The sequence below is a fragment of the Acinetobacter sp. WC-323 genome (genome assembly GCF_000314615.1).
GTDB classification, from domain to species: domain Bacteria; phylum Pseudomonadota; class Gammaproteobacteria; order Pseudomonadales; family Moraxellaceae; genus Acinetobacter; species Acinetobacter courvalinii.
Window position 1 is genome coordinate 1 of sequence record NZ_AMZS01000035.1, and the last position, 22,180, is coordinate 22,180.

The 22,180-nt window shown below is 42.5% G+C and carries 20 protein-coding genes and 1 tRNA gene; 12 read left to right on the top strand and 9 right to left on the bottom strand.

Translation table 11 applies throughout. From position 1 onward, the window contains the following. Positions 1–7: 7 nt before the first annotated feature. Both ACINWC323_RS12565 and ACINWC323_RS12560 read left to right on the top strand, forming a co-directional pair. Positions 8–1,201 (top strand): IS256-like element ISAba26 family transposase, encoded by a 1,194-nt coding sequence (locus tag ACINWC323_RS12565; RefSeq protein ID WP_221408631.1) that lies wholly within the window; start codon positions 8–10, stop codon positions 1,199–1,201. A gap of 3 nt (positions 1,202–1,204) precedes the next feature. Then, positions 1,205–1,684 (top strand): phosphatase PAP2 family protein, encoded by a 480-nt coding sequence (locus tag ACINWC323_RS12560; RefSeq protein ID WP_009511465.1) that lies wholly within the window; start codon positions 1,205–1,207, stop codon positions 1,682–1,684. Positions 1,685–1,733: 49 nt separating this feature from the next. Here the strand turns inward: ACINWC323_RS12560 and ACINWC323_RS12555 are convergent, their stop codons facing one another. Together ACINWC323_RS12555 and ACINWC323_RS12550 are read right to left on the bottom strand one after the other, a co-directional pair. Then, positions 1,734–2,960: an HmuY family protein gene (locus ACINWC323_RS12555; RefSeq protein ID WP_009510899.1), complete on the bottom strand. Its 1,227-nt coding sequence runs from the start codon at positions 2,958–2,960 to the stop codon at positions 1,734–1,736. Between the two features lie 20 nt (positions 2,961–2,980). Further along, complete coding sequence (locus ACINWC323_RS12550) at positions 2,981–5,038, bottom strand: TonB-dependent receptor plug domain-containing protein (protein WP_009510688.1); 2,058 nt, start codon at positions 5,036–5,038, stop codon at positions 2,981–2,983. A gap of 152 nt (positions 5,039–5,190) precedes the next feature. Here ACINWC323_RS12550 and ACINWC323_RS12545 point away from each other — a divergent pair, with 152 nt between their 5' ends. Next, positions 5,191–6,177 carry a DUF6607 family protein gene (locus ACINWC323_RS12545; RefSeq protein ID WP_009511328.1) on the top strand — a complete coding sequence of 329 codons (987 nt, stop codon included), beginning with the start codon at positions 5,191–5,193 and terminating at the stop codon, positions 6,175–6,177. 8 nt (positions 6,178–6,185) lie between these two features. Here the strand turns inward: ACINWC323_RS12545 and ACINWC323_RS12540 are convergent. Then, positions 6,186–6,258 (bottom strand) — tRNA-Arg (locus ACINWC323_RS12540). A gap of 69 nt (positions 6,259–6,327) precedes the next feature. Beyond that, positions 6,328–7,686, bottom strand: a complete 1,359-nt coding sequence (locus tag ACINWC323_RS12535) for an amino acid permease (protein WP_032881325.1) — start codon at positions 7,684–7,686, stop codon at positions 6,328–6,330. A gap of 371 nt (positions 7,687–8,057) precedes the next feature. On the opposite strand from ACINWC323_RS12535, the gene prpF reads away from it, so the two are divergent. From prpF to ACINWC323_RS12515, 4 genes are all read left to right on the top strand, one after another. Next, a complete protein-coding gene (prpF, locus tag ACINWC323_RS12530; protein ID WP_009510934.1) occupies positions 8,058–9,245 on the top strand; it encodes a 2-methylaconitate cis-trans isomerase PrpF in 1,188 nt (395 codons plus the stop codon). Positions 9,246–9,405: 160 nt separating this feature from the next. Continuing rightward, a complete protein-coding gene (locus ACINWC323_RS12525) occupies positions 9,406–10,323 on the top strand; it encodes a polyprenyl synthetase family protein (RefSeq protein ID WP_009510808.1) in 918 nt (305 codons plus the stop codon). 79 nt (positions 10,324–10,402) lie between these two features. Continuing rightward, positions 10,403–10,864: a GNAT family N-acetyltransferase gene (locus ACINWC323_RS12520; protein ID WP_009511322.1), complete on the top strand. Its 462-nt coding sequence runs from the start codon at positions 10,403–10,405 to the stop codon at positions 10,862–10,864. Positions 10,865–10,990: 126 nt separating this feature from the next. Further along, positions 10,991–11,359 carry an MmcQ/YjbR family DNA-binding protein gene (locus tag ACINWC323_RS12515; protein WP_009511183.1) on the top strand — a complete coding sequence of 123 codons (369 nt, stop codon included), beginning with the start codon at positions 10,991–10,993 and terminating at the stop codon, positions 11,357–11,359. 46 nt (positions 11,360–11,405) lie between these two features. Here the strand turns inward: ACINWC323_RS12515 and ACINWC323_RS12510 are convergent, their stop codons facing one another. The 4 genes from ACINWC323_RS12510 to ACINWC323_RS12495 form a co-directional block, all read right to left on the bottom strand. Next, entirely contained in the window at positions 11,406–12,257 is an 852-nt protein-coding gene (locus tag ACINWC323_RS12510) for an SPFH domain-containing protein (protein WP_009510779.1), read from the bottom strand. A gap of 18 nt (positions 12,258–12,275) precedes the next feature. Then, the gene (locus ACINWC323_RS12505; protein ID WP_005227022.1) at positions 12,276–12,734 is read right to left on the bottom strand and encodes an NfeD family protein; all 459 of its coding nucleotides are present in this window, start codon (positions 12,732–12,734) and stop codon (positions 12,276–12,278) included. Between the two features lie 179 nt (positions 12,735–12,913). Continuing rightward, positions 12,914–13,831, bottom strand: coding sequence for a patatin-like phospholipase family protein (locus ACINWC323_RS12500; RefSeq protein ID WP_009511342.1), 918 nt, complete (start codon positions 13,829–13,831; stop codon positions 12,914–12,916). A 62-nt stretch (positions 13,832–13,893) separates the two neighbouring features. Further along, positions 13,894–14,520, bottom strand: coding sequence for a lysophospholipid acyltransferase family protein (locus ACINWC323_RS12495; protein ID WP_009510673.1), 627 nt, complete (start codon positions 14,518–14,520; stop codon positions 13,894–13,896). Positions 14,521–14,664: 144 nt separating this feature from the next. Between ACINWC323_RS12495 and ACINWC323_RS12490 the strand changes: the two genes are divergently transcribed. The 5 genes from ACINWC323_RS12490 to ACINWC323_RS12470 all read left to right on the top strand — a co-directional run bounded on the left by ACINWC323_RS12490 (position 14,665) and on the right by ACINWC323_RS12470 (position 21,318). Further along, positions 14,665–15,918, top strand: a complete 1,254-nt coding sequence (locus ACINWC323_RS12490) for an MFS transporter (protein WP_032881370.1) — start codon at positions 14,665–14,667, stop codon at positions 15,916–15,918. 342 nt (positions 15,919–16,260) lie between these two features. Further along, entirely contained in the window at positions 16,261–17,382 is a 1,122-nt protein-coding gene (locus tag ACINWC323_RS12485; protein ID WP_009511084.1) for a porin, read from the top strand. A gap of 249 nt (positions 17,383–17,631) precedes the next feature. Next, the gene (locus tag ACINWC323_RS12480; protein ID WP_009511320.1) at positions 17,632–19,269 is read left to right on the top strand and encodes a phosphoethanolamine transferase; all 1,638 of its coding nucleotides are present in this window, start codon (positions 17,632–17,634) and stop codon (positions 19,267–19,269) included. 14 nt (positions 19,270–19,283) lie between these two features. Further along, a complete protein-coding gene (locus ACINWC323_RS12475; RefSeq protein WP_005227028.1) occupies positions 19,284–19,961 on the top strand; it encodes a DNA-binding response regulator PmrA in 678 nt (225 codons plus the stop codon). A gap of 4 nt (positions 19,962–19,965) precedes the next feature. Further along, positions 19,966–21,318: an ATP-binding protein gene (locus ACINWC323_RS12470; RefSeq protein WP_009510937.1), complete on the top strand. Its 1,353-nt coding sequence runs from the start codon at positions 19,966–19,968 to the stop codon at positions 21,316–21,318. A 17-nt stretch (positions 21,319–21,335) separates the two neighbouring features. Here the strand turns inward: ACINWC323_RS12470 and ACINWC323_RS12465 are convergent, their stop codons facing one another. Then, a complete protein-coding gene (locus ACINWC323_RS12465; protein ID WP_009511062.1) occupies positions 21,336–22,151 on the bottom strand; it encodes a BUD32 family EKC/KEOPS complex subunit in 816 nt (271 codons plus the stop codon). Positions 22,152–22,180 lie beyond the last annotated feature (29 nt).

A 22,180-nucleotide genomic window follows, 5' to 3' on the forward strand; every position in this document is an offset into this window, starting at 1 on the left:
AGCAACAATCAAAAGTATGGCTGCCGAATTGGCTAAAGGTCTAAAAACACCAGAAGACTTAAACCAAATGACAGCAGTCTTTAAAAAATTCATGATTGAAACTGCACTCAATACTGAACTTTCAGACCATCTCGGTTATGAAAAGCATCAGCCCAAGAAAGGCTCAAATAGCCGTAATGGGTTTAGTTCTAAAACCATTACAACTCAAGATGGACAACTGGCTTTAGATATTCCCCGTGATCGAGAAGGTTCATTTGAGCCACAAATTATCAAAAAGCACCAAACACGCATCACCAGTATGGATGACCAAATCCTCTCACTGTATGCAAAAGGAATGACTAATAGGGAAATTGTAGCCTTCTTCAAAGAAATGTACGATGCCGATGTGTCAGCATCTCTCATCAGCAAAGTTACCGATGCTGTGATTGAGCAAGTGACTGAGTGGCAAAATAGAGCCTTAGATAGCCTTTATCCTGTTGTCTATCTTGACTGTATTGTTGTCAAAGTCCGTCAGCACTCCAATGTGATTAACAAGTCCGTATACCTTGCTTTAGGCATCAATATGGATGGGCAAAAAGAATTACTGGGTATGTGGATTGCTCAGACAGAAGGTGCCAAATTCTGGCTGTCAGTCATGACAGAGCTAAAAAATCGAGGAGTACAGGACATTCTTGTTGCCTGTGTAGATGGATTAAAAGGCTTTCCTGACGCGATAGCCTCTGTTTACCCTCATACTGATATTCAACTGTGTATTGTGCATGTTGTACGCAATAGCCTGAGATTTGTAAGCTGGAAAGACTACAAGGCTGTTACGTCGGGTCTGAAAGCGATTTATCAGGCAAGTACAGAGGAAAATGCTTTAAAGTCCCTAGACATCTTCTGTGATCAATGGAATCACCAGTATCCCAAAATTGGAGAATCCTGGCGGGCCAATTGGGAAAATATCCGAACGATCTTTAGCTATCCAGCCGAAATACGTCATGCTATTTATACAACAAATGCGATTGAGTCGTTGAATAGCGTAATACGCCATTCAACGAAGAAAAGGAAAATCTTTTCATCTGATGACTCAGTAAAGAAGGTCATTTACTTAGCAACATCAAATGCTGCGAAGAAATGGACGATGCCAATTCAAAATTGGCGTTTAGCAATGAATTGGTTTACGATTCAGTTCGATGATCGATTAAAAGATCATTTATAAAAAATGGAACTTACACAAAATAATTTACAGGCTCTTTTTATCAGTTTTCTGGTGTTATTAGTAGTGATCCAGTGGAAAACATACGGTCTTCTGTTCGCAAAAACCTTATTTATCGTTCTGTTTTCACTGGTTATAAGTGACCTCATCGAATTCTTTTATCATCATCCTCGACCGTTCCAGTTGCATTTGGGCGACAAATTGATTGGTCATGGCGCTTCATCCTCTTTTCCAAGTCAGCATACCTTAACCATCGTGATTATTGCCTTTTCTTATTTATTGGCTGGATTTAAAAAGATTGGAATATTGGGCTTGGTACTGAGTCTGGTGGTGGGTGTATCCAGAGTTTTTGTGGGTGTACATTTTCCTTTCGATATTGTTGGCTCATTCATCATTGGATTTATATTGGTTGTTGCAACCAACTATGTCTTAAAAGAAATGACGTTAAGAATCAGACGAATCCGTCCCATCCGTGTGATCGATTAGTTTTAAGATATACCTAAAAAAACGGAGCAGAGGCTCCGTTTTTTATGACTTATTTAGCTGGTTGGATATCCAGTTCAAAGGTCCATGTGGTGGCACTTGAGGCGTTACTAGGGTCTGCATATTTGACATCTGTGAGATGTAGACGAGCGTAGCTGTTGCCTTTATTTCCTCGAATGATTGTTGCACCCGCAGGATTTGCTTTTAGCATATGGGCTGCTTGTAGACCATCTGCCTGTGCTGCACTTAAGGTTGGATAATAGTTATACCAGCCATAAGTGAGTTTTTGAGGGTATGTTCCCTTAAAGGTTGGATTCAAAATGGAGGTAATACTGTTAGAACCCCATTTGATATTGGTTGTAGAAGCAGCTGCTTTTAAATCAGCTTCTGTAGAGACATACGCATTACTATCTTTAAACTTATCAATGATTGGTTTACCGTCGGCAGAATAGAATCCTGCTGGTTGTGAGGCAACCATACTGCCTATACCTTGATTAAGTTGAACATTGTAGCGATTAAATGCGAGTTGCCATTGTCCTGTTGCATTTTTACTGGTAGTACCTGTAATCAGATCAACATAGTTCCAGCCTTGAGTCGCATCAATCGTTAGGATTTTTACGTCATGAGGAAGTTGTGTATTGATATAACGAATTGAAATATAACCTGAGGTTGAGCCTTGATAATAATTATAAATCTGTACCGCAAACACCGGTTTTTCGTAGCTTCCAATTGCTGTTGCAGCGCTTGAATCGGTCGTGACCAAGAAAGTTTTAAAGTTTGGTGACATACGGTGATCACCAAACAGATCATATTCAAAGAAGCTGTTGCTGCCCGATGAGGTGTCCATGAATGCATTGCTATACGCATCTACACTCCATGCCTGAGCTGGTAAACTGCCGCCTTGTGTTGCATCCAGTTCTTTGGATAGGTTTGTCCATGTTGCATCAAATGGTGAATAAAGAGCACCGCCATTGCCTGAACCGCTTACACCACTGTTGGTAAATAATAGTGGGGTACGTGTGCCCATTGCAAATTTAAGATCCCAGTCGGTTGTGGTACATGAAATTTCCGCTTGCGTGTCGATATCATAACAATAAGCGTTATTTGCAGTGGGTGTAATGCTCCATTGTTTGCCTTTTACTGTAAATAGATCGGTATTGGTCACAGGCGGATTGCTGGTTCCACTGTTATCTGATGATCCACCTCCACCGCCACAAGCGATCAGAAGGGTACTTAAAGTACTTAAAGCAAATAACTTGGCTAAATTAAGATGAGACATTGATATTGATCCTATAAAGATTATTTCAGATTGCTGTTCCAGTTAAAGCGAAGCCCCATGTAGGTATATCGACCGGCAATCGGGCGATAATCTACTGCGCTAGAAAAATTACGTTGTTCATTGAAGAGATTGTCGATACCGGCAAAAGCACTGATGTAGCGGTTGATGCGATAATCCACTTGCGAGTCGAATGTCACCCAGCTTGGCGACTGTTGCTGATTGGCACTATCGCCGTATTCATTGCTTTGGTAACGGCCGCGTAGGGTCAAATCAAGCTGATCATTCAAGGCATAATCTGCGCCTAAACGTGCAATATGTTTGGGGCGTCGTGTTAAGAGGGTATTGCTGGTTTTATCTTTTGCTTCGGTATAGGTATACGCACCATTCACCGAGAAATAAGGTGTCAGCTTCCATTTGGCAGATGTTTCAATCCCTTTGGTCTCCGCCTTGGCAACGTTGCTGTAGCTGTATTGAGTGATGCCATTGACTGTCGTGGCATGATCAAAATCGGTTTGGATCAGATCCTGAATATCATTCCAGAACAGGTTGATATCCGCATTCCAGCGATCATTTTGAACCAGACTTAGTCCAAGTTGATAACTGTCCGATGACTCTGGTTTTAAGTTGGGATTGCCAATGACGATATAGCCTAAATGACTATGATCAAAAGAATAAAAACGTTCTTTTAAGTTAGGTACGCGATAGCCTTGACCATAGCTCAGGCGTAGATCGGCAAGCAGATCATTCTGGTCGTAAAAACGATATTTGCTACTGAGTTTAAAAGCATTGTGATCGCCAAAATCATCATCATTCTGGAAACGCCAGCCGATGACTGCATCAAGGTTTTGTACGAGATTAAAGTCATTTTGAACATAAAATTCATGACGATCCCGCTTTACCGAACCGCCTTGCATCTCAAATTTACCGTTATTGCTTTGCTCTAACTTTTCTTCATGCCAGTCATAGCCCAATTGCCAGTTTTGCTTATTCCATTTGGGGAGTGTCAGTTGCGAGCTGAAATGATTATTTTCCTGATTCGAGTGTCTTAAAGCAGAAAGGTATCCATCTAAAGTTTGGGTCGAGGTTGAGTCATAGGTTTCATGGACAGCTTTTAAATCGACTTTGCTATTTTTGATGAAATTAAACTGTGAACCCGCACTGAAACGTTGGCGTTCAATATCTTCAAGTTTGTATTGTTTTAAATAAAATGGTGGAACGAAATTTAGACTTCGCTGGCGGTCTTTTTCTTTATATTCATTGAAATCTGCCCATAGCATAAATTGGTCTGAAGGCTGCCACGCACCATAAAATGCATACTGCTGACGCTTTTGCTCATCACCTTGTTGAGGATAATCGTTCGGATTAACGGCAAAGCCATCGCTACTAAACTGGTCTGCGATGATGCGACCTTTTAAAGTGGCATTTGCCGCTTCAATACTGACTTTCTGATGGTGATTATTGATCGATGTATTTTTACCATCTGCATTTTGTTTACCATAAGAGCCAATATCGACTTGCCCTGAAATGGCAACACCGTCTTGCACTTTTTTAGTGATGATATTGATTACCCCACCCATTGCAGATGAGCCATATTGTGCCGAAGCTGCACCTTTAATAACTTCAATATGCTCAATACCACCAATTAAGTATTGATCTAAATCAACAGTAGAACTGGTACTGGCAGCAAGTGGCAGACCATCAATCAGAATCAGCACCTGATCGCTACTCAGACCTTGTAATGAAATTTCATAACCTGATTTGCCATGAATTTCTCTTAACAAGATGCCTGGAATATTTTCCAAAGCATCTTTTAAGGTAATGGCATTGGTTCTTTTTAATTCTTCTTCATCAATAATTTCAGTTCGAATCGGACTATCAATTAATTTTTTTTCTGAACGTGTGCCTGTCACCACAATGGTATCGAGAACATGCAGAGGTGTTTTAGTAACTGCATAAGTTGATTGCTCGGTTGCATACACAGAAGGAGAAATCAAACCTGCTGCTAAAAGAGAAGCAAATAAAATATTAGGTTTAGAACAAAATTGAGGAGAGAGTATATTCACAATATTTAATCGCAATGAAAATTATTCCATAAATTAAATGGTAATCATTCTCACAATAATTTACAATGCTTTACAGGTTTATTTCAAAAAGATACAAGCGACTGAACTAGGGGAAGTTGCTTTATTTAATTGATTCAGTAATTTAGCGTCGAGTTGAGATTTTTTATATGAAGCTTAAGTTGTCTTATGTTTTTGTAACTGCACTGATGATGGGGATCAGTAGTGTGAATGCTGCACAACAGCCAGTAAAATTGGCAGATGCTTTACAACAGCAATCTTTGCATGAAAATCTGACACAAGAACAAGCGCGTCAGGCCATCCTGAAAATGGCAGGAGAATACAAAGTTGATTTCCGCTTTGAAGAGCTTTATTCACTCAAACCAGACTATAAAGTTAAAAAAGATGACCTATCCAGTGGTTATGAAACTGTTGTGGTTTTAGAAAATACGCCAAATAAAGTGTCGTTACAGCATATTTTGGTTGCAGATGGTCACGTGGTGAAGCACTGGCGTCAGGACTGGGAATATGAACCGACCAAGATGTGGAGTTATATTGGGGATTATCGCTGGAAAAGTATGGATTTAAAGCCAGAACAGAGCAAAGGCAAATGGCTGCAAACGGTATGGCAAGTTGATGATTCTCCTCGTTATGCAGGCTTGGGTACATGGACCAAAGATAATGGTGCAGTGGAGTGGGTATCGAATGAAACCTACCGCCCGTTACCACGCCGTGAGCATACCACGCGTAATGATTATGACGTGATTATTGGGATTAACCGCCATGCACTTACTGCAACGGGGTGGGTGCATGAGCAAGACAATATTAAATTTGATACCAAGACCAATACGGCACTTGCCCGTGAGCTGGGAGTTAACCAATACAATAAAGTTGAAGGCTATGATTTCAAGGCTGCTTATGATTACTGGAAGAAGAATGCGGCTTACTGGAGCGCAGTCAGAGATACATGGGCGAATGCATTTAACCAGAATCAAATCGTGGCATTAAAATTTGCAGGAAAAAATGAGAAATCTCATTTTAGTTATTTTAATGATCAGGCAAAGTCAGTCGCAGGAAAAACGGTCAAAGCAGAACAATTGCAAACCCAAGCGAAAACCTTACTTAACCAGCAGCTTGTGGAAGGCAAGCTTCATTAAAAGGGCTATGCGCTCAGCGGGACTCGAACCCACGTCGGTCGCTTAGGAGGCAACTGCTCTATCCAGTTAAGCTATAAGCGCATAATTTTATGATTATAAACAAAAAAGTGATTGCAGATGCAATCACTTTTTGAGAAAACCGATCAACTGTTAGTTTTCAGTATTACGATTTAAAAATTTATAAAAAATAAACATCAATACAATCCAGATTGGAATCATCAGCACTGATTCTTTAAAGCCTTGCTGCCACATGATATACAGCACAACACCAATAAATGCCAACACCAGATAGTTACTGAATGGAGACCACAGCGCCGGATATGAGGTTTTGATTTGTGCAGTTTTAATATGACGACGATATTTCAAATGGGTCAAGCTGATCATGGCCCAGTTTAAAACCAGCGCACCAACAACAACATACATCAAATGACCTAAGGCATCTTCAGGTACAAAGTAGTTAAGTAAAACACAGCCAAAGATCAGGAACGCAGAGAGCAGTACTGCTGGAACAGGGACACCTTGCTTATTGGTTTTGGTAAAGATTTTCGGTGCATTACCTTGCTGAGCTAAACCAAAGACCATACGACTATTGGCATACATACCACTGTTATATACAGATAATGCCGCTGTCAGGATAATAAAGTTCAGTAAATGCGCGGCCCAACCGATTCCCATCTGACTGAAAATCATGACGAAGGGACTCTTATCCAAACCGCCAAGATCGAGTTGATTCCAAGGGACAAGCGACAACAGGATCGCCAGTGAACCGACATAGAACACCAAAATACGAATCACCACCTGGTTAATCGCTTTAGGAATTGTGGTCTTTGGATCTTTGGCTTCTGCTGCGGCCATACCGATCAGTTCAATTCCGCCAAAGGCAAACATCAAGAAAGCCAGCATATAGAACAAGCCTTCAAAGCCATGCGGGAAAAAGCCGCCTTGTGACCACAGGTTGCTAAATGAGGCCGTCGAGTTTGCATCAGCAGTGAACAGTAAGAAAAGACCAAACAGGATCATGGCCACGACCGCTGTTACCTTGATGATCGCTAACCAGAACTCTGATTCACCATAGAATTTAACATTGGTCAGGTTGACTGCGGTAATCACCACAAAGAAAAACAAGACTGACTGCCAGGCGGGGATTTGCGGCCACCAGTAATTAATATATTTACCTACGGCGGTGAGCTCAGTCATTGCCACAAGGATGTAGAGCACCCAATAGTTCCAGCCCGTAATAAAACCTGGAAATTTACCCCAATACTTATAAGCAAAATGACTAAATGAACCTGCAACAGGTTCTTCAACAATCATTTCACCTAAATGACGCATGATTAGAAAAACAATCAAGCCGCCAATTGCATACCCCAAAATAATAGATGGTCCAGCAGACTGGATAATTTGCGCAGAACCTAAAAATAAGCCCGTACCAATTGCTCCACCCATCGCGATGAGTTGGATATGGCGGTTTTTTAGTCCACGCTGAAGTTGAGAAGAATCGTTGTTCAAAGGACTGAGCTCGACGAGGAATTAACTGGATTATTCTAATAGATTGATTGATTTTCGCCTAGTAAAAGTACAGCATTGCCATGACTGCAAAGTTGTTTTTAAAAGTTATTTAAAATTATATATTTAGATTAATATTAATGTGAAATTTGCTTTATATTTATACAGTAAAATCCGATTCTTGTTTTTCCCGACGGATGGTTCCACATTTTTGCCATTGTACAAGTCATGAAAAATACTCAATATAATGCACAGATTTTATCCATGAAAATATAATCAGGCACCATTGGTCGTATGGTATTTATAACGGCTGTGCAGTAATTTGAGATGCAAAATACCGCTGCACCAAGAATATGATAAAAGGAAGAATGGACATGAGCTCAGTACCGCAAATCAAAGTCGCTGCAACCTATATGCGCGGTGGCACAAGTAAAGGGATATTTTTCAAACTGGATGATTTACCCGAAGCGGCACAGGTAGCAGGCAAGGCACGTGATCAACTTCTTTTACGCGTGATTGGCAGTCCGGACCCTTATGGCAAGCAGATTGACGGGATGGGCGGCGCAACCTCCAGTACCAGTAAAACCGTGATTCTGGCAAAAAGTTCAGAGCCAGACCATGATGTGGATTATCTATTTGGACAAGTCTCCATTGATCAGCCATTTGTAGACTGGAGTGGCAACTGTGGCAACCTCACCGCTGCTGTGGGCTCGTTTGCGATTTCTAATGGTCTGGTCGATGCCGACCGTATTCCTGAAAATGGCATCTGTACGGTACGCATCTGGCAGAAGAATATCCAGAAAACCATTATCGCACATGTACCTGTGACTAATGGTGAAGTACAGGAAACCGGTGATTTTGAACTGGACGGGGTAACGTTTCCAGCAGCAGAAGTTCAGATTGAATTTCTGGATCCTGCAGATGATGGTGAAGAAGGCGGCGATATGTTCCCGACAGGAAATGTTGTGGATCAATTGACTGTTCCTGAGGTAGGTACCTTTGACGCAACATTTATTAATGCAGGCATTCCAACCATTTTTCTGAATGCCGAAGATATCGGTTATCAAGGTACAGAATTACAAGATCATATTAACGGCGATGCGGCTGCTTTAGCGCGTTTTGAAAAAATCCGTGCCTATGGCGCGGTGCACATGGGGCTGATTAAAGACATTTCAGAAGCAGCTGCACGCCAGCACACTCCTAAAATTGCATTTGTATCAAAACCAAAGTCGTACACGTCTTCAAGTGGTAAAGCAGTTGAAGCGACTGATGTCGATTTACTGGTTCGTGCCTTGTCGATGGGCAAGTTACATCATGCCATGATGGGAACTGCCGCGGTGGCAATTGGTACAGCTGCTGCCATTCCGGGTACGCTGGTGAATTTGGCAGCTGGGGGCGGTGAACGTGAAGCCGTTCGTTTTGGTCATCCTTCCGGCACCTTACGTGTGGGCGCTCAAGCCGAACTGATTGATGGCAAATGGGCTGTGAAAAAAGCCATTATGAGCCGTAGTGCGCGTGTATTGATGGAAGGCTGGGTGCGTGTACCGGGGGATGCGTTCTAGGCATTACTGAGAACGATGCGATAAAGCCTTCATTTGAAGGCTTTATTATTTGGAATCGATTAAAACTACAAATGCAATTTCTTCAGATAAATAGTGTTATGATGTCGCCATTCTGGCAAGTCTTGTCATTTTCCTTCCATTAAGATTTCCCGAGGCAATTGTGTCATCTATTTCTCAAGTTAATGCGGATGTTTTAAAACAAGCTCAACAACGTATTCAACAGGATTTATTGACAGCATTGGCTGCATTTTCGATTCCAGAACCTTTAAAAGCAGCTGTTCATCATGCCGTCATGCTTGGTGGAAAGCGGGTTCGTCCAGCACTCTGTTATGCCGCTGCATCTTTGCAACCGAATCACAATTTTGCAGCAGCCCGCCGTGCAGCAGTGGCGGTTGAACTGATCCATTGTTATTCATTGGCACATGATGATTTGCCATGTATGGACAATGATTTATTGCGTCGTGGACAGCCGACTTGTCATGTCGCCTTTGGTGAAGATACGGCACTGTTGGCGGGTGATATTTTGCAGTCGATGGCCTTTGAAATCCTGGGCAGTCGTCTGTTTGATGAACAGGGCCAGGGAACTGAAGCCGCGATTGTGTTGAAGCAGGTACAGATCTTGGCGACCGCGAGCTCAAAAATGGTCTGTGGTCAAGTCCTAGATTTGCAGGCAGAAGGGGCTGGTAAGCAAGTTAATCAGGCCGAATTGGAAAATATTCACCGCAATAAAACCGGTGCCTTGATTCAGGCAGCGATCATGATGGGTGCTGTAACCATCTTTGCGGGTACGGATCAGGCGATTCCTAAATTACGTCAATTTGGTCAAACTATTGGTCTGGCGTTTCAGGTACAAGATGACATTCTGGATATTACCGCCAGCACAGAAACCTTGGGCAAAACTGCAGGTAAAGATGAGCAAACGCAGAAGTCGACCTATCCTGCTTTAATGGGGCTGGAACAGGCACAAGCCTATGCGCAAAGTTTGCATGATCAGGCCTTTGACGCTTTAGCGTATTTTGGGGATGATGCCAAAGAACTGGTCGACATTTCGAAGTTTTTGCTAGCGCGTAAAAGTTAAAAAGCAGTCAGTTTTTCGCTATTGATTGATGTTATAAAAGACCAACTTTATGGTCTTTTATGTTTTGGAAATAACAAAAATGCAAATAAATACAGCCGATTCGCCATCAATTCAAGATGTGAACACGCTCGCTGAAATATTTAATGCCTATCGGGTTTTTTATCAACAGGCCAGTGATTTAGCGGGTGCAAGACAATTTATTGAAAACAGATTAAATCATCAGGATTCAGTATTCTTTATCCGGAAAAATGACAACAACAAGATCATTGGTTTTGTACAGCTCTATCCGACTTTTTCTTCAGTATCGCTGGGTAAGGCTTGGATTTTAAATGATCTTTATGTGGATCAGAACTATCGTCGACAAGGTATTGCATTATCCTTAATGCAGCAAGCCATCCAATTTGCGCAAGACACACAGGCCAGATTTATTGCATTAGAGACCGATGCCGAGAATATACAAGCACAAAACTTATATCAAAAACTCGGTTTTCAGGAGCAATCAGCAACCCGATTCTTCGCTTTATCCTTCAATCATATTTGACCTGATCTCATTGGCTTTGAGCTGAGAAGGCTGCTGTTGAAAATTTGATTTAAGCTATCATGTATGAAGATACATAGTCCTAAAATAAAACCAAATAATGATCAAGATAGAGTAGGGGGAAATGTCATGAATCAGAACCAACTCGAACAATGCGCTTTGCACTATGCGCAAAACCTGCCTTTTGCTATCCAGTCGCAACCTTTTGGTCCCGAGTTTGAGGTATTCAAAGTCTTTGACAAAATGTTTATGTATATCGGTTTTAATGCCGGAGCATTGCTTGTCACGGTGAAATGTAAGCCAGAGAAAAGTCTGGAATATCAGGAACTCTATTCTGCGATTTCAGCGGGTTATCACATGAATAAGAAACACTGGATTTCGATTGCCTGTAGCCCCGAGATCACGCCTGATCTGGTACAGGATCTCATTCAGGATTCCTATGATCTCATCATAGCGAAGCTGCCACTTAAAACCCGAAAACTGATCGGGAGAGTTTAAATAAAAAAAGCAGCGTTTACGCTGCTTGTTTTATTGGATAGATGGCTTAATGTTTGCCCATGATGCCACGAATGGCATTGAGTACATCGGCAGGCAGAACCACGGTTTTGGCATTGCCAGATTTAGATAAATCCTGCATTGCTTTCACGTATTGTTCACCGAGTAGATACGCCACAGGGATTTCTTTATCACCTACCGCACTGGTCACCATTTCAATGGCACGTTGTGAAGACTCGGCAAGCACAACCTGTGCTTCTGCATCACGACGAGATGCTTCCAGACGACCATCCGCTTCCAGAATTGCAGCCTGTTTTTCACCATCCGCTTTGGTCACAGTTGCACGACGCTGACGTTCAGCGGCTGCTTGCGCTTCCATCGCCGCCTGCATGGTATGTGAAGGTTGAATATCCTGAATTTCAACCGTTTTCAGAGTAATACCCCAATCTGAAATATCATCAGAAATGGCAGCTTTTAATTTCGCCTTGATATGATCACGTGAAGAAAGTGCATCATCCAGATCCATTTCACCCACGATCGAACGCAGTGACGTCTGCACCAGGTTTTGAATAGCCCAGGTATAATTTTCAATACCGTACACTGCCTTTTCTGGCGTAGTGAGGTTGATATACGCTACGGCATTCATCAATAATACGGCATTGTCGCGGGTAATCACTTCTTGTGAAGGAATATCCAGAACAATATCTTTGGTGGTAATTTTATATGCGACTTCATCCACATAAGGAATCACGAAGTTTAGACCTGGACTCAACGTGGTATGGTATTTACCTAAACGTTGCACAATCCATTTATAACCTTGGGGAACAATACGCACCCCTTTAAAAATAGTTACACCGATAAAAGCTAAAAAAGCTAAAACAATAATCGTACCGACAGACATTAGAAACCCTCTTTGTGTTTATGACGTATGAGGTTGAACGACCAAATCATTACCCAAAATATCAACCACGCGAACGCGATCACCGACATGTACAGGAGTTGTACAACGGCAATGCCATTCATCAGAACCTAAAACAGGGATCGGAAAGCGTACAATAATTTGTCCATGCTCAAGTCCGGTCTGGATCACCATACCGACTTGACCAATGGTTGCTTCGCGAGGGAGACCCGCTTTGGTTTTATCAATCGACAGCGGTTTGATAAATTTGAACCAGAGAATCGTACATAAAATAGATAAAATACCCCAAGTAATCACTTGGGTGGTAAAACCCATCATCGGGAAAAGCCACAGTAAAATACATACCATGACTGCTGCTATGCCAAACCACAATGCAGCAAAAGCAGGCAAAATCAGTTCTGAAAGAATCAGTAAAATCCCTAATACAAACCAGTGCCAAGGTTCAACTACAAATTCCATAGATTTGCTCGCATAACTAAACGGAGTAGAGGTGAAAAAACATTCACCTTAGCACTGTAGCAGATGATTATCTTTATGAATATGAAAAGATTGTTTTTTTAGGCATTGTGGCTGTTGAGGACTAAAAAACTGGGGCTAATGCAAGTTTTAGTGGTCTCAACAGCCTTTGAGGAGGAGTTTTAGAATTTTGGTCGTGGTGCTGGTTTTAAGGCAGCGGGAGATTTCTTAAATGCGGTAATTGCACTTTGAATCGCCGTGATCTTGGCCTGAGCTGCTTTTTCACCTTCTAAAATGGCTTGATTACTCGATTTAAGATCCAGCACGCCTAGATGGCCCACTTTAGGTTGAATCACGATGGTAGCCTGATTCAGTTCTTCATTAATGCTTTGTTGACCCATGATATTAATGGTCTGGTCTAACAAGCCCCACATGCTGAGCGGCTTACCACCGACAGGTCGTGCAGAAATGTCCACCGCAATCACGATATCGGCACCCATATCCTTCGCGGTTTTCACCGGAATTGGACTGACCAAGCCACCATCCACATATTTGGTCTTGCCGATGACCGCAGGGACAAACACATTGGGAATACTGCAAGAGGCACGTACCGCCTGACCGGCATTGCCTTTAATAAACTCGGCTTTTTTGCCACTGTCTAAACGGGTGGCGACTGCGGCAAAACGAATCGGGAATTGCTCAATTGGCTTATTGCCGACTTGGCTATTTACATAATTCTGGAGTTTCTGACCAAGAATAATGCCTTGGCTATTAATGGTCAGATCACGTAAATCCGACTCTTGCAGTTTCAGGGCAAGGTTCTGCATTTGATAGGGTGTTTGACCGCTGGCATAAATACTGCCGACAAAGCTACCGGCACTGGTGCCTGTCACGATTTTCGGTTTGATGCCATGCGATTCTAAGACTTTAATCACACCAATATGGGCAAAGCCTTTGGCACCGCCACCGCCTAATGCCAGTGCAACCACAGGCTCACGTGCCTGAATTGCGGTGGTGGGTGGAGTTTTCTTTGTGATCTGATCACAGCCAAATAAAGCAAGACCAAAAACAGCCAAGCAGGACAGACGAGCAATGTTCATAACAAATGCAGATAAAATGTACAAAAAGATGGGCACATCAGAGCAGATTTACCCTTCATTTTCTAGTTTTTTTTCACAAGTTTTTGTAAGGGTTCAGCCAGCCAATCCGGATTTTTCGGCGAGAAGTGCCCGACATAGCGCTGCATGATCTGATCAAGATCTTGCTGGTAATGCCCGGTCGGGGTAAATGCGCCCAAACAGTAAATGGTTTTATGGTCATAATCAAAGGCAAACATCACAATCGGAATGCCGGCTGCATGGGCAATGTGATAGAAGCCACTTTTCATTTTTTCGGCTTTTTTGCGTGTGCCTTCGGGCGCCATACCGACCCAGATTTTATCGTGCTGTTGAATGGTGGCGACCACTTGTTCAGTCAGACCATGGGCGCTATCGCGACGAACCGGAATCAGTCCGGCCCAATTTAATAGCGGCTGGAAAGGCGGCTTGAATAAGGTGTCTTTACCCAGTACGGTCACTTTTAAGCCCAATCCGCCAATTGCCAGAAAGCCATACCAGCCATCGATATTGGAGGTATGGGGAGAAATGATCGCGACAGCTTTAGGCAGGTTGGGAATTTCTCCTACAACCGTCCAGCCTTGAGCAAGGAACAGCTTTTTACACAATGCACGGCTATAAGATGTGCCACGTTGTGGAACCAGGGGCGGTAAATCTGGAAAATGTTGTGGCATACATGAATATAAATAATGACAACTTTATTCATGTTAAACGCTGATGACAGCGACTGCATTGGCAAAAAATAAGATTTTATTGCTAGAAGAATGAAAGGATTGGATACTGATGCTCCCTTATTACACCAGCGCTGGAAACTGAAAATGCCGAATCTTCGTCAGGTTTACATTTTATTGTTTTCTTTGTATTGGGCGCAGGGTTTGCCTGTAGGCTTTATGACCCATGCCTTGCCCGTGATTCTGAGGGCGCAAGGTGTATCGCTTGCCCATATTGGTGGCTTTGGCTTATTGATGCTGCCGTGGTCGATCAAGGTGTTTTGGGCGGCTTATGTTGATCGTGTGGCTTTATCCCGATTAGGGCATTACCGTAGCTGGATTATTCCCACACAATTATCCAGTGTGCTGATCCTGATTATCTTGTCCTTTTTCCCGATTCAGGCACTGGATCAACCCGGCTATCTGCTGGTTTTCTTTGTCTTGCTGTTTTTGTTGAATTTAACCGGTGCCACGCAGGACATTGCAACCGATGGACTGGCAGTCAACTTACTCAAAACAGATCAACAGCACTGGGGCAATACCTTTCAGGTGATTGGATCACGCCTTGGGTTTATCGTGGGGGGCGGGGCAGTGCTCTGGTGTCTGGACTGGTTACACTGGCAAGCCACCTTTCTGGCGTTGGCTTTATTGGTATTTCTCAATACCTTACCCGTATTGTTATACCGTGAACCTACGCATGCAAACTCAACGACAAGAACGCAGACATCTTCTGTGTCCTTGTTGCAGGCGATCAAAGCCTATTTAAACTATTTTCAATCGTCACCAGAATTAAAAGCCTGGTTACTGGTCCTGATCAGTTTTAAAGTATCTGACGGGCTTTCAGGGCCTTTATTAAAGCCACTGATGGTGGATATGGGATTGAACTTCACCCAGATCGGGGTTTATATCACCATGTTCGGTGCGGTCGCTGCGCTGCTTGGGGCGGGGATGGCCGGACTGCTGCTCAAGCATTATTCCAGAATAGCCTGTTTGATGCTTTTCTCTATTCTAAAAATAAGCAGTTTGATCGCTTATGCAATGATTGCTCACGGCTATGAAAGCCATGTACAGATTGCACCTGTCTGGTTATATACCGTCAATGCCTTTGAAGATGCTTGTTCTGCGATGCTGTTGGTGGTGATGCTGACACTGGTCATGCAATATAGCCGCAAGCAATGTGCCGGAACGGACTTTACTTTTCAGGTCTCAATCATGGCGACTGTCAGTGGCTTGCTGTATTTAATCAGTGGATTTGCTGGAGATGTATGGGGCTACTCTGGTTATTTGAGTTTTATCTGTGTGGTTGCGATGGTTTGCTTAGGGCCGATTTTTTATTGGAAAAATAAAGTAAGCTCAGTTTAAATTTTTATTACAAATATATTGCTAAACATAATAGAAATGAAACAAAACATGAGCCTGTTTAAGTTTTATTTATCTTGATATTTCCCGTTTTTAGTCTGAAATGAAGGATTTTCTGAATTGAGATTGTTTTCACAATGTTCTGCCAATTTGCATTATTAATTATTTGATACAGCAATTAATTTGTTAATATATAAAGAGATAAAATGAAATTAACTACATTGGCCCATGATGTATAAAAATTAAACTTTAGTCGAAATTAGAATAATTAAATAAGATTTTAATCGTTTTGTCATATAAAGTTCATGTGTAGGATTTGTTACAAATTAAACCAGGATGTAAACAATGAAAATCAAAATTGTAACAGCAGCAGTGCTTAGTTTACTGGCAACCACAACATTTGCAGCGCCCACCTTTTATGGGGAGATTGATGCCAGTGTTGATTATTTACCAGAAAAAAATGCAAAAAAATCAAATAAAGATGTCTGGGAGATTAGCTCAAACAGTTCATTTGTCGGACTTAAAGGCGATGAAAAACTTACTGAGCGTTTAAGTGCTGTATATGCGATTGAGTGGGCATTTAATGCTGATGGTGATGGCGACGACTGGAGCAAGCGTAACCGCTTTGTGGGTTTAAAAGATATTCAATTGGGTACTTTGAAAATTGGTGCCCATGATACGCCATTAAAGCAATTATCAAGTGTAGTCGACACCTTTAATAATTATGTAGCGAACAAAGCTGATATCACAGGCATTTTCTCTGGTGAGAACCGTGTGGCTAATGTGGTTATCTATGAATCTCCAGCAGTCAAGTTACTGGACGGTGCGTTTAAATTTAATGCATTATTAGCCACTGGTGAATCAAGTGGTATTAAATCAGACAAAGGCGTTGTTAAAACAGCTGGACGCGGTTTAGGTGATGCATGGTCAGCATCGGTGACTTATGAAAATCCATTGCTGGTGGGGGGTATTGGTTATGATAAAGCGATTCCAAGTAATTTCTTAGGACGTGGTATTTTAAATGCAGCTGAGCCGAAAATTGCTTCAACACTAGCGGCAGATACTTTTGCGGCAGCCAATACAGTACGTGCCATTGGTAAAGTGACGCCACTTGAAGGCCTGGCATTAAAAGCCCTCTATCAAACTTCTGAAGTTGAAAAATCGGCTGGTAATGGCAATGGCGTACTTACTGATAATATTGATGATGCACAAGGCTGGTTAGTGGGCGCTGAATATAATCTTCCACAAGCCAAAAACTGGACGGTAAAAGGCCAGTACAGTCAGAATGACACCAGTTTTAAAAATGACACCGCCGACTTTAAAGCAAAGCAGGTGATTGCTGGAGCAGACTATGCCTTTAACAAACAGGTCAAAACCTACGGTTATGCAGGTTATTTAACCCTTGAGCAGGCCAGCAAAAAAGACAAGCAACCGGTTGCAGGTCTAGGACTGGAATTTAAATTCTAAACTTTGCTTTTTGCAAGTACGCCCTTTAAGTTCGCTTAAAGGGCGTTTTTTATTAATTCATAAAACCATCGTAAATTCGGTTAAATAGCATTAAACTGTTTTTAGAAAACACGATGTTATTTAAACTTTTATTAAAATTATGATTGCACCGAATACTTTTAATTTGCTTCTGATGCGGTTTAAGTCATTTTTAAGTTTTTATTCTTATCTTTAAAACACTAAGAAATTTATTTTTAGATCATGATGCCTATGTTGCTGCAAAGACTCAGAACCAAGCCAATTTCATTACTGACCTTTAATATATTACTGGCCATCTGGTTAGGTGTGTTCCTGAATGTCGCTTTTTATAAAAAGATGTTGGCTTTAACGCCCTATACAGGCATCAAGGCTGGACTTTTTGTCGCTGCTTCTGTGGGCGTGGTCACGGCTTTATATGCTTTTGTTTTTCAGCTACTGAGCTGGAAATGGACCGCAAAACTGCTGGCGATTGCACTGGTCTTTATTGGCGGTTTTGCTGCCTATGCAGTCAATACCCTAGGGGTCTGGATTACCTCCGATCAGATTCAAAACCTGATGCAAACCAACTTTTCTGAAGCACGAGACACCTGGTCCTGGCGCTTGTTGATCTGGATGGCCGGGATGGTACTGCTGCCGATTCTGGTGATTTTGATGACCAAAATCAAATCTGAATCCATTCCCCGGCAACTGTTTAAAAAGTTGATTGCCTCGGTGGTTTCCTTGGCTTTGGTTGGTGGACTGTTATTTGTTTTCTATGTCGATTTTGCAGCTATTTTCCGTGAGAACCGCGATATCAAAGGCATGATCTCGCCTCAAAATATGATCGCCTCTTCGGTATCGTATTATAAAAAGAAAGCGCCTAAACAGAATTTACCGTTGGTACATTATGGTGAAGATGCACAGCGAACTCAGGCTGCAAAGGGTCCGCCTAAACTGATGGTATTGGTGGTGGGTGAAACTGCCCGTGCAGAAAATTTCTCGTTAAATGGTTATGCCAAAGAAACCAATCCGAAATTAGCCAAGCAAAATATTATCAATTTCTCGCAAGTCAGTTCATGCGGTACGGCAACTGCTGTGTCGGTACCGTGTATGTTTTCAGGTATGCCGAGAGAAGATTATGATGAGCAGTTAGCAAGCCATCGTGAAGGACTATTGGATATTGCCAAACGTGCAGGATATCAGGTGACCTGGATTGATAATAATTCAGGCTGTAAGGGCACATGTGACCGGGTAGAACAGTTTAAAATTCCTGAGCCGATCCAGCAAAAATGGTGTAAGGATGGCGAATGTCTGGATGATATCCTGATTGATAGCTTAAAAGCCTATTTAGCGACGATCCCGAAAGACGATACCCAACCACGTTTAATCGTATTACATCAAATGGGTAGTCATGGACCTGCCTATTATGAACGTATTCCGCCAGCATTCCGGGTATTCAAGCCAACATGTGATACCAATGCGATTCAGGGATGTACTCAGGAAGCATTGATTAATAGTTATGATAATACTTTGCTTTATACCGATTATGTGCTGGATTCATTGATCGAAACCTTGAAAAATACAACCCAATACCAAACAGGTTTGTGGTATCTATCTGATCATGGTGAGTCGACAGGTGAGAGCGGCATGTATCTGCATGGTGCGCCTTATGCCATTGCTCCGACTCAGCAGACCCATGTACCGATGTTGATGTGGTTCTCAAGCGCATGGCAACAACAGGCCAACAAACAGATGACATGTCTGGCTCAACAAAGTAAGAACAAACTGAGCCAAGATAATCTGTTCCCGACCTTGTTAAGTTTGCTTGATGTAAAAACCAAAGTAATAAATGCTAAAGATGACATGTTAGAAACATGTGCTAATCCATAAGGTGAAATGAAATCATGACCAAGATCTTGATGATAGAAGATGATTTTATGATTGCAGAGTCAACATTGACCTTACTGCGATATCATCAGTTTGACGTGGAATGGGTCAATAACGGAGTCGATGGACTGGCTTTGCTCACCAAGCAATCTTTTGATCTGGTGCTTCTGGATTTGGGGTTGCCACTCATGGACGGGATGCAGATCCTGAAACAGATTCGCCAACGCAGTGCCTTGCCGGTCCTGATCATTTCCGCCAGAGACCAGTTGCAAAACCGTGTGGATGGTTTGAATCAGGGCGCAGATGACTATCTGATTAAACCGTATGAGTTTGATGAGCTGTTGGCACGGATCAATGCCTTGTTACGCCGTGGCAATGTTGAAACGGCACAACTGAAAAGCCAGTCACAGTTGCTCAAAAGTGGCGAACTGACGCTGGATGTCGATCAGCATCTAGCTACATTTAAAGGCCAGCAGATCGAATTGTCTAACCGGGAATGGGCGATTCTGATTCCGATGGTGACGCATCCGAATAAAATTTTCTCTAAAGCCAACCTCGAAGATAAGTTGTATGATTTCGACAGTGAAGTCACCAGTAATACCATTGAAGTGTATGTACATCATTTGCGGGCCAAACTGGGCAAAGACTTTATTCGAACCATTCGTGGTTTAGGTTATCGTTTGGGACAGTCATAATCCAATGCAAAAAAGCCGCCATTATTCGCTGAAGAAAAGACTGATCTGGGGAACCTCCATTTTTAGCGTGGTGTTAGGTTGTTTTCTGATTTTGGCCGCTTATAAAATTTCATTACATGAAGTGGATGAAATTTTAGATACGCAAATGCAGTATATGGCCGAGCGCTCGACCTCCCAGCCTTTGACCACAGTTTCAAGTCGTGTTGAATTGCACCGGACCTATCATGAAGAAGATTTACTGATCGATATCTGGGCTTATAAAGACCAGTCCCATTTATGGCACCAGACCCATCTCTTGGTTCCGCCAGTCAAACAGGCGGGCTTTTATACTCAGAACACGCCACAAGGGAAGTGGCGTGTCTATGTCATTCCACTTAAAGATTATCAGATTCAGGTGAGTCAGCAGGAGCAGGTGCGAAAAGTTTTTGCATGGGAGCTGGCGGGCAGCATGTTTATTCCTTATATCCTGTTGCTGCCTGTAGCGATTATTGTACTAGCCTTTATCATCAGTCTTAGTCTTAAACCGCTGGATGAATTTAAGGAAGAACTGACCCAGCGCGATTCCGATGGCTTATCACCGATTGATGTGAAAGATTATCCGCAGGAATTATTACCGACCATTGAAGAAATGAACCGGTTGTTTGAACGGATTCAGCATGCACAAACCGAACAGAAGCAGTTTATTGCCGATGCTGCACATGAGCTGAGGACGCCGGTGACGGCCTTGAATCTGCAGACCCGTATCTTGATTAGCCAGTTTCCTGAACATGAATCTTTGCAGAATCTGAGTAAGGGACTCGCCCGTATCCAGCATCTGGTGACTCAGCTTCTGGCCTTGGCTAAACAGGATGTCGCACTCAGCCTGATTGAACCGAATACCAATTTCCGTCTTAATGATGTAGCGTTAAATTGTGTGGAGCAACTGGTCAATCTGGCCATGCAGAAAGAAATTGATCTCGGCTTTGAGCGTAATGATTTAATTGAAATGCAAAGTCTTGAGTCGACGGTGCATTCGATTATTTTTAACCTGATTGACAATGCGATTAAGTACACACCAGTGCAGGGGATCATCAATATTTCGGTCTATAGCGATACCGATGATTTTGCCTATATCCAGATCGAAGACAGTGGTGCAGGGATTGATCCTGAACAATATGACAAGGTGTTGAAGCGTTTCTACCGGGTACATCACCATTTAGAGGTCGGCAGTGGACTGGGCTTATCAATTGTGGATAAAGCGACCCAGCGTTTGGGTGGTGTGTTGAGTTTATCGAGAAGTATTGAACTGGGTGGATTATCGGTATTGGTTAAATTACCGAAAAAACTTGCCCATCATGAAGACAAGGCAAGTCACTAAATCGTTGAGGAAATGACTCAACTGATCTGGGGTGCTGTTTCGGCTTGTTCGCGTAAATAACGTAGAAACAGCACACATTTCTGAATACGCTTACCGTCATTGCCGACTTTACTGACATTAAAGCGTAGTACCCAGTTTAAACGTTTGCCGACTTTGCAAATATCTTTATAGACTTGTGGTTCGGCCAGTAGGGCTTGGTAAAGTTGCTGGCTGGCCTGTTCAAGCTGTTCAAACTCAAAATGATAAGCGGTGGAAAAAATAAATAATAACCAGTCACGTACAAAGCAGTCATGCAGGCTGAGTACATCTTTCGGATCGGTTTCAAAGTCAATAAAGGTAAACTGGTTCTGTTGATCAACCAAAATGTTACGCGCGAAAGCTTCGCTTAAATAACCTTGCTGCTGATGAATATGACTGATGGCTTGAATGGCCTGATCAAATAAGGCATATCTCGCTTCAGGATGATCTTTGAGGCTGCCCAGCTTCTGGTCGAGCTGACTGACAGGACTTTGACGTTGCGAGCCAACGTCTTCCAATAAAATGCCTTTTTTTGAAACTGCCAACACATTCGGCGTCGAGATCCCTAGCGCTTTGAGTTGTTGAATGCGTTTGAACTCGCATTGAATGGCCTTCGCTCCGCCCTGATTGGGGACCGGTGTAATTGCACCTAGATTAAAGATCTTGGCCAGCCATTTCAGCGGCGTATAAAGCCATAGTCCATGGCGTTCAGAAGCCTTTTTTAACCATACTTTGCGTAAGCCTAATTCATAAGATTGAATAGAGTCTTGTTGGGAAGCAAGCGTAGATTCTAAAAATATTTGAAAATCGGACATACGACAGCAAAAAAATCCTAATGTGAGCA